The sequence below is a fragment of the Acinetobacter sp. CAU_H_56 genome (genome assembly GCF_058599425.1).
On record NZ_CM178654.1, the window covers coordinates 2,171,271 to 2,185,101 of the forward strand.

The 13,831-nt window shown below is 40.4% G+C and carries 13 protein-coding genes; 7 read left to right on the forward strand and 6 right to left on the reverse strand.

The window, feature by feature from the left end:
• Positions 1-54 precede the first annotated feature (54 nt).
• Together AC4MCC_RS10360 and AC4MCC_RS10365 are read left to right on the forward strand one after the other, a co-directional pair.
• Positions 55-816, forward strand: a complete 762-nt coding sequence (locus tag AC4MCC_RS10360) for a 3-oxoacyl-ACP reductase (RefSeq protein WP_419363320.1) — start codon at positions 55-57, stop codon at positions 814-816.
• Between the two features lie 131 nt (positions 817-947).
• Positions 948-1,271, forward strand: coding sequence for a hypothetical protein (locus AC4MCC_RS10365; protein WP_034170495.1), 324 nt, complete (start codon positions 948-950; stop codon positions 1,269-1,271).
• Between the two features lie 64 nt (positions 1,272-1,335).
• Here AC4MCC_RS10365 and AC4MCC_RS10370 read toward each other — a convergent pair whose 3' ends face one another.
• Positions 1,336-1,914, reverse strand: coding sequence for a 1-acyl-sn-glycerol-3-phosphate acyltransferase (locus tag AC4MCC_RS10370; protein ID WP_419363317.1), 579 nt, complete (start codon positions 1,912-1,914; stop codon positions 1,336-1,338).
• Positions 1,915-2,223: 309 nt separating this feature from the next.
• Between AC4MCC_RS10370 and AC4MCC_RS10375 the strand changes: the two genes are divergently transcribed.
• Entirely contained in the window at positions 2,224-3,408 is a 1,185-nt protein-coding gene (locus tag AC4MCC_RS10375; RefSeq protein ID WP_419374384.1) for a putative periplasmic lipoprotein, read from the forward strand.
• A gap of 38 nt (positions 3,409-3,446) precedes the next feature.
• Here AC4MCC_RS10375 and AC4MCC_RS10380 read toward each other — a convergent pair whose 3' ends face one another.
• Positions 3,447-4,601, reverse strand: a complete 1,155-nt coding sequence (locus AC4MCC_RS10380) for a helix-turn-helix transcriptional regulator (RefSeq protein ID WP_491885235.1) — start codon at positions 4,599-4,601, stop codon at positions 3,447-3,449.
• A gap of 230 nt (positions 4,602-4,831) precedes the next feature.
• Between AC4MCC_RS10380 and AC4MCC_RS10385 the strand changes: the two genes are divergently transcribed.
• Positions 4,832-5,338, forward strand: a complete 507-nt coding sequence (locus tag AC4MCC_RS10385; RefSeq protein ID WP_491876031.1) for a copper resistance protein NlpE — start codon at positions 4,832-4,834, stop codon at positions 5,336-5,338.
• Positions 5,339-5,408: 70 nt separating this feature from the next.
• On the opposite strand, the gene groL is transcribed toward AC4MCC_RS10385, so the two are convergent.
• The 4 genes from groL to AC4MCC_RS10405 all read right to left on the reverse strand — a co-directional run bounded on the left by groL (position 5,409) and on the right by AC4MCC_RS10405 (position 9,277).
• On the reverse strand, positions 5,409-7,043 hold the full coding sequence (gene groL, locus AC4MCC_RS10390) for a chaperonin GroEL (RefSeq protein ID WP_005234685.1): 1,635 nt from the start codon (positions 7,041-7,043) through the stop codon (positions 5,409-5,411).
• A 69-nt stretch (positions 7,044-7,112) separates the two neighbouring features.
• The gene (locus AC4MCC_RS10395) at positions 7,113-7,403 is read right to left on the reverse strand and encodes a co-chaperone GroES (RefSeq protein WP_004646315.1); all 291 of its coding nucleotides are present in this window, start codon (positions 7,401-7,403) and stop codon (positions 7,113-7,115) included.
• Positions 7,404-7,581: 178 nt separating this feature from the next.
• Positions 7,582-8,358 (reverse strand): metallophosphoesterase family protein, encoded by a 777-nt coding sequence (locus AC4MCC_RS10400; protein ID WP_419363309.1) that lies wholly within the window; start codon positions 8,356-8,358, stop codon positions 7,582-7,584.
• On the reverse strand, positions 8,339-9,277 hold the full coding sequence (locus AC4MCC_RS10405) for a diacylglycerol/lipid kinase family protein (protein ID WP_419374381.1): 939 nt from the start codon (positions 9,275-9,277) through the stop codon (positions 8,339-8,341). Before AC4MCC_RS10405 ends, AC4MCC_RS10400 begins: the two co-directional genes overlap by 20 nt.
• 414 nt (positions 9,278-9,691) lie before the next feature.
• On the opposite strand from AC4MCC_RS10405, the gene AC4MCC_RS10410 reads away from it, so the two are divergent.
• The 3 genes from AC4MCC_RS10410 to AC4MCC_RS10420 all read left to right on the forward strand — a co-directional run bounded on the left by AC4MCC_RS10410 (position 9,692) and on the right by AC4MCC_RS10420 (position 13,789).
• A complete protein-coding gene (locus AC4MCC_RS10410) occupies positions 9,692-11,521 on the forward strand; it encodes a phosphoenolpyruvate carboxykinase (GTP) (RefSeq protein WP_491885236.1) in 1,830 nt (609 codons plus the stop codon).
• 356 nt (positions 11,522-11,877) lie between these two features.
• A complete protein-coding gene (locus AC4MCC_RS10415) occupies positions 11,878-13,230 on the forward strand; it encodes an MFS transporter (protein ID WP_218945520.1) in 1,353 nt (450 codons plus the stop codon).
• A 136-nt stretch (positions 13,231-13,366) separates the two neighbouring features.
• Complete coding sequence (locus AC4MCC_RS10420; RefSeq protein ID WP_171431238.1) at positions 13,367-13,789, forward strand: hypothetical protein; 423 nt, start codon at positions 13,367-13,369, stop codon at positions 13,787-13,789.
• Positions 13,790-13,831 lie beyond the last annotated feature (42 nt).

A 13,831-nucleotide genomic window follows, 5' to 3' on the forward strand; every position in this document is an offset into this window, starting at 1 on the left:
TCAGCCCTATTGCTGTTATGTTAGCCCGGATGATTCTCTAGGCGGATATAAGCGATGCAAATTCGTGATCAAATTGTACTTGTGACTGGTGGTGCCCGTGGATTGGGACTAGCCATTACCCAGCTTCTGATTCAGGAAGGTGCACGTGTAGTGGTGAATTACCATAGCAGCAAAACCCAAGCTGAAGCTTTGCAAAATCAGTATCCTGATCAGGTCTTTGCCTATCAGGCAGATGTAACACAAGCTGATCAGGTACAAGCTTTATTCGCTGCCAGCAAGGCCCATTTTGGAGAAGCCATCCATTCCGTTATTAATAATGCGCTGGTGCAATTTGAGTTTAATGGTGATGAGCGACCTAAAGTTGAAGATCTGACCTGGGAAAGCATGTCCCGTCAGTTTAGTGGAGCAGTTCAGGCTTGTTTAAATACAACACAAGCTGCATTAGAAGATATGAAACAGGCACATTTTGGTCGTATCGTGAATATTGGGACTAACCTGGTTCAAAACCCCGTCGTTCCTTATCATGATTATACGACTGCGAAAGCGGCTCTATTGGCCTTTACCCGAACTACTGCGCAAGACCTGGGTCAGTATGGGATTAATGTGAACATGCTTTCAGGCGGATTACTGCAAACCACAGATGCAAGTAAAGCAACGCCTGACTTTGTCTTTGACCTGATTGCTCAGTCCACTCCTCTGCGCCGCGTGATTACGCCTGAAGAATTTGCATCCGCTATTTTAATGTTCCTGTCACCTTATTCACGCGCAGTGACAGGTCAAAACCTGATTGTCGATGGCGGACTGGTTAAAGGTTAAAGATCGCAAAAGAAGAATGAGATTCTAAATTTCATTCTTCTATTTTTTGACCAGTTGTTGAATAAAACTACTTTTGCATAGCGCATTTACTTCTACAATAGTGCGCTCCCCATCAAAGTTCATCTTTTTCTATGAAACTCCTAACGGCATTGCTCAGTAGCATGTTACTGGCAGGTTGTATGTCCAATGATCTTAAAAAGTCAGAACAGCTTCTGCAAAACTTCAATTGTGCCAAGATTGATACAGCGCAAATGCCACACAGTAGTATGACGGATTATTATCAACACATGCTGTACAGCAGCAAAACCAAGGTCGAGTCTTATATTGAGCAATATCATCAAGGTGAAGAGCTTTTTGACCTGCCTTTATATGAAGTGGTAGAACAGCAATACAATCTTTATAAAGATGCCTGCCAGAATCTGGGGGGAATTTTATCTGAAGAGAATCAAAATTAAATTCGGTATTTATATATCGTACAGAAAAGCAGAGTCCATCCCTCTGCTTTTATTTTTCCTGAAATTAAAAATAGCGTTGATCAATACTGAATTTTTCAGGAAATTTAGGTTCAATATTGGCATAGAACGCCATGATCTCAGCCATATCCTGTTCATAATTTCCTGTTGGATAAATGATTTTACCTACACCCGCTTCTTTTTTCGCATAATCCATATAAGCCAGCGCAATCGGCACACCCGCATTGATCGCCACATGATAAAAACCGGTTTTCCATTGTTCCTGACGGGCGCGTGTACCTTCTGGTGTAACCAGCATCACCAGTTTAGGATGCTCTTTAAATAAATCTGTCATAACCTGAACCATGCTTAGACGAGGCTCACCCGGTTGTTTGGGACGACGGTCAATACCAATTCCACCCATTGCACGTACAAAAGGCCCAAATGGAAATTTCATATAGCTGTCTTTAATGGTCAGACGCACATTCACTTTTAATGCCTTTAAGGCCAAACGTGCATATAGCGCGTCCCAGTTACTGGTATGTGGTGCTGCAATCATCACACATTGATCAAGGTCTTCAGGCCATTGGTCATCGGTTTTCCAGCCCATTAAATTTAAAGTTTTCTCAGCTAAATTTTCAAACACAGCTACATCACAATCATTGTCAAAATTTCGCCACAGTCTAACAATGCAGCAGAATATAGATAGTGCATCCTGATCAATAAATCACCAATTAATATATATTTGTATTTTTAAACTTTGGGAAGAATTTTCAATTTATTGTTATTTGAATATTTCTTCTTTCACTTCCTATTGCAAGCTCACTCTTTTAAACAAATAGTGAGTTCAATTTATTTTACTGATTTATATATTTTTCCATCCTAATTTTAGGATATGTCGATTTTAGCTTTCTTTCTATACTTCGCTGACATAATAAATTCCAGGAAGATTTTCATGAAAAAGACTTTAATTTGTCTTGCCTTAGCGGGGTTACTTACAGCATGTGGCGGTTCAGATAATGATCGTACAGAGGGTTCATCACCTGTTCCACCTACAGCTCCGGTCGGGACCGAAACTGGTGTACTGACAGATGGAATTATCTCAGGGGTAACATATATCACCAGCAGTGGTGCTGAAGGGGTTACTAATGAAAAAGGCGAATTTAAATTTAATGATGGAGAAAAGGTTAAATTCCTGATTGGTGACATACAACTGGGTCAAGAAATTGAAGCTAAAGAACGTGTTACGCCTTTAGATTTAGCACAAACTGAATATGCACGTACCAACCTGATGGTGCTTTTACAGTCTTTAGATACAGATAGTAATCATGACAATGGGATTAGCATCAGTACCGAAACTGCTAATGCCCTTCTTAATAAGAGTTTAGATTTTTCTAAGGCCCCTACAGCTTTTGCTACAGACATAGTATCAACAGGCGTAGTTACCACAGAAAAATTGATTACACCTGAAAAAGCTGCAGAGAACTTCCAGTCAACTTTCTATAAAGACATCGCCGGTACTTGGGAAATTGGCCGTAATGCAAACAGCGCTGTACTGATCCATATTTTAGAAGATGGCCGTTATGCCTTAGGTCAAGCAGAAGCTGCTGACGGTGATGGAACACCTGGCATTGAAACTGGAGAGTTAAACTGGAACGCAACTACAAGCGTGATTTCACCGCGCATTATTCAAGACAGTAATGGTGAATGGGGACTCTCAAATCCTGCAGAAGGCAAACCTTATACCTTAAACTATGATGGAACGACCTTAATTCTGACAGAACCTGGGATCAATACCGAATACCGTTTAAGCCGCGTCAAACAGTCTGCTAATGGTCTGGTAGGTGCTTGGAGATTTAGTGACACCCATTTATTTGCCTTCTTTGACACAAACTATTATTTCTTCCTGGACACTGAAGGCGGAGATGATTGTGGCTGGCCTGGTATTGAATATGGCAAATTTACCCTCTCAGGTAATACACTTACGACCACTGAAGTTTTATTCGATACCAATGAATGTGGCGGATTACAAGACAGTTCCGATGGCAGCAAGACCATTGCAAACATCAATGTATCGGCTGAAACTCTGATATTGCATCCACAAGGTGAAGGTCCTGTAACATTACAGCGCGTTAGATAATGAGCACAGCCTACCTAAAGAATTATCTTTAGGTAGGTTTAATTAATATGTTCAAAATGAATCGTACATCCCATCAATAAGTGCATTAGCTCAATTTGTGAAGTGCAATCAGTTTTCTCATAAATATTCTTAAAATAAGTTCGTACTGAACTTAAAGTGATCCCACACTTTGTCGCAATTTCTTCTAATTTGTAGCCATTGATTAAAAGCTCACACAAATCAAATTCACGTTTCGACAGTTGATATGCTTGCTGCAAATAAGCTCTAGATAATGAATAATGCCGGTTTTTGTCTGTCATAAATACAGCAATCTGATGCTGAGCTTCAGAAAATTGCTGCATCTTTTTTAATCTTTTAAAAGGCACAACAGTGAGCATCAATTGCTGTCCTTTAGAATCCTGCACAGCCAAGACTCCGCCTATTTCACTCGACATACTGGTATCTTCCAGCAAAGCACTGGATAGCAATCTTTCCAGACGTTCCTGATCACCTACCGGAGTTTTCAGGCGGTTATGCATATCCATTTCCAGACATGTTGAAGCTTCAATCATGCTTTGTGCGAGTGGATTTGAATAAGACAACTTGAGATCCTGATCCAGCAAAATAATACCGATTTTTAAACAGTCCAATACGGTATATAAGCTGATATTGTCTTGTTGTACTAAACTGATTTGCCGATGAATCTGTAAAGAGCGACGCAAATGTATACCGATCCGTTTGAGAAAATTCAGTTCAGTCGCTTCAAAACCTTGAGTATGCGGAGCACGATGTAGTCCCATGACTGCCCAGCGATAATTTCCTCTGTCCAGTAATACTCCCGCCATATACCCTATCCCTGTAGGCTTAAGGCATTTTTCATAAAAGATATACTGTTCTGTTCCAGGTTGATCTGCATAATGACGGCAGTCCTGATTAAGTGCCTTCCCCATATCAATTTCATTCCATAAAGGCATATGCAGCTTCATGTCAATGACCCGAATTCGTTCATCCTGATAAGCAGCCAGACTTTCTTCCGGAATATTGTAAGTATAAACAAAGTCATAGGCAGGATTGAATTGATCAAGACCGGTAAAAATAGCACTATGACTCTGGGTATATTGCACAATATCCTGGATGACCTCCAGCCATAAAGCAGGCAATAAAGCAGCATCATAAATTTTCGCGATGATATTATTTTCCTGTTCTGCTTTCATGACCGCTCTTTTTAATAATTATTTCTATCAAATCATAACCTTAAGGTTTATAAAATAAAACTAAAGAAAACCAATCGCTTATTTTGTATTTTAATTATCTTAGTTTCTCATCTACATATATTTAATCCGTTTCACTTAACGAATCAATTTTTAACAAGATCTCTCTGTATATTGATAGCTCATACTTCTAATGTAAACTCTAGAACAGAAGAACAAGAGGATGATCTTCAATGAAAAAAATACTATGGCCTGCTTTATTGGTAGTAACGGTTACTAGTTTAAGTGCATGTTCTAAACAGAATGACCGCGATATGGCCAGTGCAGATACTCAATCTAATACCACAAATGCTCCTGTTACTACAGAGACTACAAATAGTCAAAGCAACATGAGTACTGAGATGACCAGTAATGCTACTGTTAACTCAAACTGGGTAGGTGAATATGAAGGTGTTTTCCCGTGTGCTGACTGCGAAGGGATTAAAGTTGAACTAGATCTTAATCCTGACAAAACTTATGAATTAAGTGAGGAATATTTAGGTAAAACTGGAAATAATGAAACTGAAACCAAAGGTAGCTTCACTTTCGATCCTCAACAACCTTCTATTATCGTCCTAGATGGAAAAGCTGAAAACCGGAAGTTTTATGTAGGTGATAATTTCGTTGAAGCTCGTGATATAGAAACAGGTAAGGAAATACAGAGTAATCTGAATTATAAATTAGTTAAAAAATCCCCTTAATCATTTTGTAACTTAATAAAAAATCCCCGCAATTGCGGGGATTTTTTACATCATATGATCGAACGATGAATTACATCATACCGCCCATACCACCCATGCCGCCCATATCAGGCATAGCTGGTTTTTCTTCTGGAATTTCAGTAATCATACATTCTGTTGTTAACATCAAGCCAGCAACAGAAGCTGCATGCTCAAGTGCAGAACGAGTTACTTTCGCAGGATCTAGGATACCCATTTCCAGCATGTCACCGTATTCGCCTGTCGCAGCGTTATAGCCATAGTTACCTTCACCGTTCTTCACAGCATTGATCACTACAGATGGCTCATCACCAGCATTGGCTACGATTTGACGAAGAGGAGCTTCGATTGCACGACGAAGAATGTTGATACCTACGTTTTGGTCATCGTTAGCACCAGTCAAACCATCAAGTGCAGATGCAGCACGTACCAGTGCAACACCACCACCTGCAACAACACCTTCTTCAACTGCAGCACGAGTTGCATGAAGTGCGTCGTCTACACGGTCTTTCTTTTCTTTCATTTCAACTTCAGTTGCAGCACCGATTTTGATGACTGCTACACCGCCTGCCAATTTAGCAACGCGTTCTTGAAGTTTTTCTTTGTCGTATTCAGAAGTAGATTCTTCGATTTGCGCACGGATTTGCTGTACACGTTCAGAAATCTGATTTGCATCACCAGCACCATCAACAATCACTGTATTTTCTTTAGATACAGTTACTTTGTGTGCAGTACCTAAGTGTTCAAGTGAAGTTTGATCTAACTGCATACCGATTTCTTCAGAAATCACAGTACCGCCAGTCAGGATCGCGATATCTTGAAGCATTGCTTTACGACGGTCACCGAAGCCAGGTGCTTTAACCGCACATACTTTGATAATGCCGCGCATGTTATTTACTACAAGTGTAGCCAACGCTTCGCCTTCAACATCTTCAGCGATGATAAGAAGAGGCTTACCAGTTTTCGCAACAGCTTCCAGAACAGTGATCAATTCACGGATGTTGCTAATTTTCTTGTCAACCAACAGGATGTATGGGTTTTCAAGTTCAGCAGTCAACGTGTCTTGTTTGTTTGCAAAGTATGGAGAGATATAACCACGGTCAAACTGCATACCTTCTACAACATCAAGCGAATCTTCAAAGCCTGAACCTTCTTCAACAGTGATTACGCCTTCTTTGCCCACTTTTTCCATTGCTTGTGCAATCAGAGAACCAACAGTGGTGTCAGAGTTTGCAGAGATCGAACCGACTTGTTCAATCGCTTTAGAATCAGAAGCTGGTTTTGCAGTTTGTTTAATATTTTCAACAACAGTTTTCACTGCAAGGTCGATACCGCGTTTCAGATCCATTGGGTTCATACCCGCAGTTACTGACTTGATCCCTTCGTTTAGGATTGCTTGAGCCAATACAGTTGCAGTTGTTGTACCGTCACCTGCGATATCATTGGTTTTTGAAGAAACTTCACGAACCAGTTGCGCACCCATGTTTTCGAATTTGTCTTTCAGGGTGATTTCTTTCGCAACAGATACACCATCTTTAGTGATGTGCGGTGCACCGAAAGAACGGTCGATTACAACGTTACGGCCTTTAGGACCTAAAGTCACTTTCACCGCATCTGCAAGGATGTTTACACCAGCGATCATTTTTGAACGAGCTGAATCACCAAATTTTACGTCTTTAGCTGACATATTTGACTCCGAATATTGTTGTATCTTTACAAAATCTGAATTGGAATGAGTAAAACGATCTGGCGCAGATTAAGCTTCTAATACTGCCAGAATGTCAGACTCTTTCATGATTAAAAGTTCTTCGCCGTTTACTTTTACAGTTGTACCTGCATAAGTGCCGAACAATACTTTGTCGCCAACTTTTACGTCTAACGCGCGTACGCCATTGTCAGTGATTTGACCATTACCAACTGCAATGATTTCACCTTGTGCAGGTTTTTCAGCAGCAGAACCTGGAAGTAAGATGCCCCCAGCTGTTTTTGTTTCTTCTTCAACACGACGAATAACAACGCGGTCATGTAATGGACGAATGTTGCTCATAAATAACTCCATCAGACTAAGTCTTTTTTAGATCACCGATGACGACTTATTTATTCCATTGGTCATCATCAAAATTTTTTGATGTCCTTTTTATGGAGATGGAATAAAACGCTTCAAGGGCAAAAATGAAAAAAAATTGGTTTTTTTTTAATTTTTTGATGGATTGCGTATTTTTTGTCTATTTATTTATGGGATCAGGCTGTGGAACAAAGGTTTTTAACTGTTCATCAAAACAATATTGAATAATTTTTCCTGTTTCATCAATTGCATTAAAGCTATTCGGCTGATTCTTATGGAGTCGATGCGACGCAGAAGTCCCGGCATGGACGTCATAAACCGGATGATCTCCTCCCAATTCGAATATACGGTTCAAATCATAGACTGCGGTACGATGCAAATGCCCATGCAATACAGCAAACAGACCATGTTGCGACCAAGACTCCAATGCAATTTTGGCCATCAGGGGAATATCCTTAAAACCCCGCCTATTCTGAAATGGCACATAAAAAGGTTGATGACTGACAATAATCTTAATTTTGGAAGCAGGCGCCTGCTGTAGTTTCAGGTCAATCCTTTGAATCTGCTCAAGTGATAGATGACCTTTAGTATGATATCGACGTCTAATCGAATTTACTCCGATCAGATAAAAATGTTCGGTTTCTAAAACAGGCTCTAGTTCACCAAAAAATAATTGATAACGGGTAAATGGAGTAAATAACCGATTCCATAAATGATAAAGTGGAATGTCATGATTCCCTGGGATCACAAGATAAGGCGTATTCAACTGATCCAGAAACCGTTTACAGGCAAAAAACTGCCCCAAACGTGCTCGCTGGGTGAGATCGCCGCTGACTACCACCGCTTCCAATGGATGATCCCGACAAAATTGCTGGATGGCTTCCAAACATTCAGGTCTTTCTGTACCAAAATGCAGATCAGAGAGATGCAGAATCATGCGGCACCATTACACTTAAACTATTTTTTAAAACTGAAATATTTAAAGGTGGTGTCATTTCTACCGTTTCTCCATCTATAGCTACCATTAATTTCTTACGTTTAGACTCAATTCGCACCTGATCTGCAGCAAAACTATAAACATCTGAGGCTTGATCAATCTTGCCCCGAATTAACTGATATACCAGCTTGAATAACGTCAGCTTGTCACTTTTGGAAACTACAACCCCAGCTACCTTCCCTTGCTCAGCAGCTTGGGCAATCCGCATTTTCATGTCTGCCAGTTGAAGTGGATTATTGCCAAAGAAAATCAGTGGAGTTTTGACCGGATATTTCTTCTGATCTACCCAGATTTCCAGTTTTAATTCTTTACGGTCACGAATCAAAACATCGAGTGCTGAGGTATAGGCATGTAAAGGGAGACGGCCAAATATGCGATTATAGTCTTCACGTTTTTTAATAAATAAGGGATATAAGCCCAGACTAGCATTGTTCAGGTAGATTTCCTGATTAATGCGCGCTACATGGATACGTTTGGTTTGACCTGTTGCAATGACTTGTGCAGCTTCGACCAAATCTAAGGGAATATCCAGTAATCTTGCCGCATAATTAAAAGTACCTAAAGGCAATATTCCGACTGGAATATCAGTTTCAAGCAGGTGTTTGGCGATTGAATTGAGCGTTCCATCTCCTCCTGCTGCCACGACTACACCATGATCTGGCGATTGTTGATGCCGTTGTAGCACTTCAGCAATGACTTTTTTGAACTGTTCTGGATCATTGATTTCAAAGGCTTTAGTCTCAAAATCATGCGCTGCAAAAATATCTAGTAATTGCTCATATTTTTCTTGTTGGTCGAATAGACGGAAACCAGAATTATGATTATAAATAATGGATAAGGGTTTAGATTGATTAGACATTTTTTACACAGATTGATGCACACCTATTGGCATTTTGTTCAATTCATAAACAATTAATAGTTGCTTTATGTAAAATTCGAATGGCGACCATTTATTTAATCAATAACAAATATAACTGAACAATTTTATTTAAAGGTTTGATTTAAATAAAAATAATTAAAATAAATACCACACATAAAGCTAATAAATACATATTTAAGATTTTGAATTTATTTATATCTTATTGTTTTATATAAATTTAAACAGAAAATAGCATAATATTCCAAATAAAATCCAGCACTTCTTTAGTCTTATTTTTTTGATGATTTTATGCTTTAATACAGCCACTTTTTTTCATATTTCATCTGGCCAGTATTTTATTGACCAGATTGTACTTTGTACAAAATTTTGTACACATTTGAGATAGGCCTCACCATGACCCAAGTGAACGCACCAGAATTCGTTCGTCACCCTAAGCTTATTGCATGGGTGGAAGAAATTGCTAAATTAACAAAACCAGCAAAAATTGAATGGTGTGACGGTAGCGCAGAAGAATATCAACGTTATATCGACTTGATGATCGCTAACGGCACAATGCAAGCGCTTAACCAAGAGAAACATCCTGGTTCTTATCTTGCAAATTCTGATCCTTCTGACGTTGCTCGTGTTGAAGACCGTACTTTTATCTGTTCTGCAAATAAAGAAGATGCTGGCGCGACCAATAACTGGGAAGATCCAGCAGTTATGCGCGAAAAATTGAATGGTCTGTTTGACGGTTCAATGAAAGGTCGCACCCTGTATGTGGTTCCATTCTCTATGGGTCCTTTGGGTTCACACATTGCGCACATCGGTATCGAATTAACTGACTCTCCTTATGTAGCAGTTAGCATGTCTAAAATGGCTCGTATGGGTAAAGCTGTTTATGACGTTCTAGGTACAGATGGCGAATTTGTTCCTTGCGTACACACTGTGGGTGCACCACTTGAAGAAGGTCAACAAGATGTTGCTTGGCCTTGCAACAAAGAAAAATACATCGTGCACTACCCAGAAACTCGTGAAATCTGGTCATTTGGTTCTGGTTACGGCGGTAACGCATTGTTAGGTAAAAAATGCCTGGCTTTACGTATTGCATCTTATATGGGTCGTCAACAAGGCTGGTTAGCTGAACACATGCTGATTCTTGGCGTGACTAGCCCTAAAGGCGAAAAACACTACATCGCAGCTGCATTCCCATCTGCTTGTGGTAAAACAAACTTCGCGATGCTGATTCCACCAGCAGGTTATGAAGGCTGGAAAATTGAAACTGTAGGTGACGATATTGCCTGGATCAAACCAGGTGAAGATGGCCGCTTATATGCAATTAACCCTGAAGCTGGTTTCTTCGGTGTAGCGCCTGGTACAAATACAAAAACGAATCCGAACTGTATGGCAACGCTTCATAAAGACGTGATCTATACAAACGTTGCTGTAACTGACAACGGTGAAGTTTGGTGGGAAGGTCTGACTAAAGAAGCACCTGCGAATCTGACTAACTGGAAAGGTCAACCACATACTGGCGAAGAAAAAGCGGCTCATCCGAATGCTCGTTTCACAGTTTCTGCTGGTCAATGCCCTTCTATCGATGCTGATTGGGAAAATCCAGCGGGTGTTCCAATTTCAGCGTTCATCTTCGGTGGTCGCCGTGCAGACACAGTGCCTCTAATTTCAGAAGCATTTGACTGGGTTGATGGTGTTTATAAAGCTGCAACCATGGGTTCTGAAACGACTGCTGCTGCTGTTGGTCAACAAGGTATCGTTCGTCGCGACCCATTTGCGATGCTTCCATTTGCTGGCTACAACATGGCTGACTACTTCACTCACTGGTTAGAAATGGGTGAGAAAGTTGGCGAAAAAGCTGCTGCTGCTGGTAACAAACTTCCTGGTATCTACAACGTGAACTGGTTCCGTCGTGATGCTGAAGGTAACTTCGTATGGCCTGGTTTCGGTCAAAACATGCGTGTTCTTGAGTGGATCATCGATCGTTGTGAAGGTCGTGCTGATGCTGTTGAAACTCCAATCGGCCGTGTACCTACTTACGAACAGCTCAACTGGACTGGTTCTGATTTCACTAAAGAACAGTTTGACCTGGTAACTTCTCAAGACAAAGATCAATGGATCAAAGAACTTGAAAGCCACACTGAATTGTTCAACAAATTGGGTGATCGTCTGCCAGAAGCGTTGAAAAAACGCCAAGCTGAACTTCTTGAAGCGGTCAAATCTGCTTAATTGCTGATTTAATTTTAAAAAGGTCGCGTAAGCGGCCTTTTTTTATTATTTTAAGGCAAGGTTAAAGCCAATCTTTTAATCTGTTTTACATCTAAATAAAAACCACATTCACTGTTCATTAATCTCCTCAAAGAACATCATTTAACCAGTTAATCCAATATAAAAATCAAGCAATTACTCTAAACAAATGGTAAATTTATGTTTTATAAAAATATTTGAAAATTACATTATTTATTAAGACTAAAGTCCTATAAAAAGAGAAAACTTGGAGGCGTATAAGTATATGAAATCTCCTCACTTTCTCTCTCACTAAAACATAACTTTTTAGATTTTATAGCAATGAAAATTTAAAAAAGATGTGTTTTACAGCATTCCTTTGGAGCAATGTTGTGAATCAGCCACTTCCTGAAGCTGCTACACCGCAGCTTGACCGTAAAACACGGGTTAAATCTATTCTCGGAGGTTCTGCAGGTAACCTGGTCGAATGGTACGACTGGTATGTTTATGCAGCCTTTACCTTATATTTCGCTTCACAGTTCTTCCCTGATGGTGACAATACCGTCAAGCTCCTTCAGGCTGCTGCTGTATTCGCACTTGGTTTCTTGATGCGTCCGATTGGCGCATGGATTATGGGGATTTACGCTGACCGTAAGGGTCGTAAAGCCGGTTTAACACTTTCTGTATCTTTGATGTGTGTCGGTTCCCTGATTATTGCCTGTGCACCCACCTATGATTCAGTGGGTATGCTGGCCCCTGCGCTGCTGTTATTTGCACGGTTGTTACAAGGTTTGAGTGTGGGCGGTGAATACGGTTCAAGTGCCACTTACTTGACTGAAATGGCAGGTAAAAATCACCGTGGTTTTTACTCAAGCTTCCAGTATGTGACCCTGATTTCAGGTCAGCTATTAGCACTCTGTGTATTGATTTTCCTACAACGTACTTTGACTGAAGCACAACTCACTGAATGGGGCTGGCGTATTCCCTTCCTGATTGGTGCATTCTTAGCAATTGTAGTGTTCTGGATCCGTCGCGGTCTGGTAGAAACACAATCTTCAAAACAGGCTGTTGAACAGGCGAAAAAAGGTGGTCCTAAATCCGGTGCCTTAGCATTATTCACCAAATACCCTAAACAGGCGTTTACCGTGATCATGCTAACTGCAGGTGGTACTTTAGCTTTCAACACATTCACTACCTATTTGCAGAAATATCTGGTGAACACTTCAGGTTTTGAAAAGACTACAGCGACTGAAATTACCACCCTTGCGATCTTTGTATTCATGTTATTGCAACCAGTTGTGGGTGCACTTTCTGACAAAATTGGCCGCAAGCCAATCATGATTGCTTTTGGTGTGCTTGGTGTACTATTTACCATTCCCATCTTTAATGGCTTAGGCTCAACTACTAACCCAACCACTGCTTTCATGTTATGTATGAGTGGTATGGTGATTGTGACTGGCTATACAGCAATTAACGCAGTGGTAAAAGCTGAACTATTCCCTGCACACATTCGTGCCTTAGGCGTAGCTTTGCCTTATGCAATTGCTAACACCCTGTTTGGTGGTACAGCAGAACTGGTGGCTTTAAGCTTTAAAAATGCCGGCCATGAAAATTACTTCTTCTATTACATTACTTTCATGATTGGCCTGTCACTGCTGACTTATGTCTTTATGAAAGACACTAAAAAGCACAGCATGATTACTGATGACTAAGTAACTGTATTGCTTTAGGAGCTTTCCGGATGGAAACATTCGGAAAGCTTTTTTATTGGAATTTTATGTTTACTGCCATTCCGCTCTTTCATTGCTATGGCATACTTGTCTGATAAAAATACGGGAAATCATCATGATGAAAAAAACAGTTTTTTTACTCGGTTTAACTATCGGCACTTTGGGCCTGACAGCATGTCAGACGGCACCTCAACAGTTTAACGGTCAGACCGGTTATGAAATTCTGGAACGTTCAGAAAATTCTGCAACCTTAAGCTATACATTAGCTGGACGACCAAGTCAGGATGAGAACAGATTACAGGCTGCTTGCAGACAAGTCCTTGGAACCACTAAAAGCTATAATATCCAGATTATCAACAGTCAGGAAATAGTTAACCCAACTCCAGAACAGGTTCAGTATGGCCGTCAACTCGGGGATAGTCGTACCCAGATCAGCTTGAGTAATACACCTGATTTATATAACAGTGAAAATCCGGGTGCCCGAGAGGCATTAGAAGCCCGCCCTACCACTGTACGTGTGATTCGCTATACCTGCTCATAAAAACAGAGCATAAAAAAAGGGCTTGATGCCCTTTTTTCTTTT

Bases quoted from the DNA above. Each gene is read 5' to 3' on its own strand.
- AC4MCC_RS10360 (WP_419363320.1), top strand. From the start codon at position 55: ATGCAAATTCGTGATCAAATTGTACTTGTGACTGGTGGTGCCCGTGGA.
- AC4MCC_RS10365 (WP_034170495.1), top strand. From the start codon at position 948: ATGAAACTCCTAACGGCATTGCTCAGTAGCATGTTACTGGCAGGTTGT.
- AC4MCC_RS10375 (WP_419374384.1), top strand. From the start codon at position 2,224: ATGAAAAAGACTTTAATTTGTCTTGCCTTAGCGGGGTTACTTACAGCA.
- AC4MCC_RS10380 (WP_491885235.1), bottom strand. From the start codon at position 4,601: ATGAAAGCAGAACAGGAAAATAATATCATCGCGAAAATTTATGATGCT.
- AC4MCC_RS10385 (WP_491876031.1), top strand. From the start codon at position 4,832: ATGAAAAAAATACTATGGCCTGCTTTATTGGTAGTAACGGTTACTAGT.
- groL (WP_005234685.1), bottom strand. From the start codon at position 7,043: ATGTCAGCTAAAGACGTAAAATTTGGTGATTCAGCTCGTTCAAAAATG.
- AC4MCC_RS10395 (WP_004646315.1), bottom strand. From the start codon at position 7,403: ATGAGCAACATTCGTCCATTACATGACCGCGTTGTTATTCGTCGTGTT.
- AC4MCC_RS10400 (WP_419363309.1), bottom strand. From the start codon at position 8,358: ATGATTCTGCATCTCTCTGATCTGCATTTTGGTACAGAAAGACCTGAA.
- AC4MCC_RS10405 (WP_419374381.1), bottom strand. From the start codon at position 9,277: ATGTCTAATCAATCTAAACCCTTATCCATTATTTATAATCATAATTCT.
- AC4MCC_RS10410 (WP_491885236.1), top strand. From the start codon at position 9,692: ATGACCCAAGTGAACGCACCAGAATTCGTTCGTCACCCTAAGCTTATT.
- AC4MCC_RS10415 (WP_218945520.1), top strand. From the start codon at position 11,878: ATGTGTTTTACAGCATTCCTTTGGAGCAATGTTGTGAATCAGCCACTT.
- AC4MCC_RS10420 (WP_171431238.1), top strand. From the start codon at position 13,367: ATGAAAAAAACAGTTTTTTTACTCGGTTTAACTATCGGCACTTTGGGC.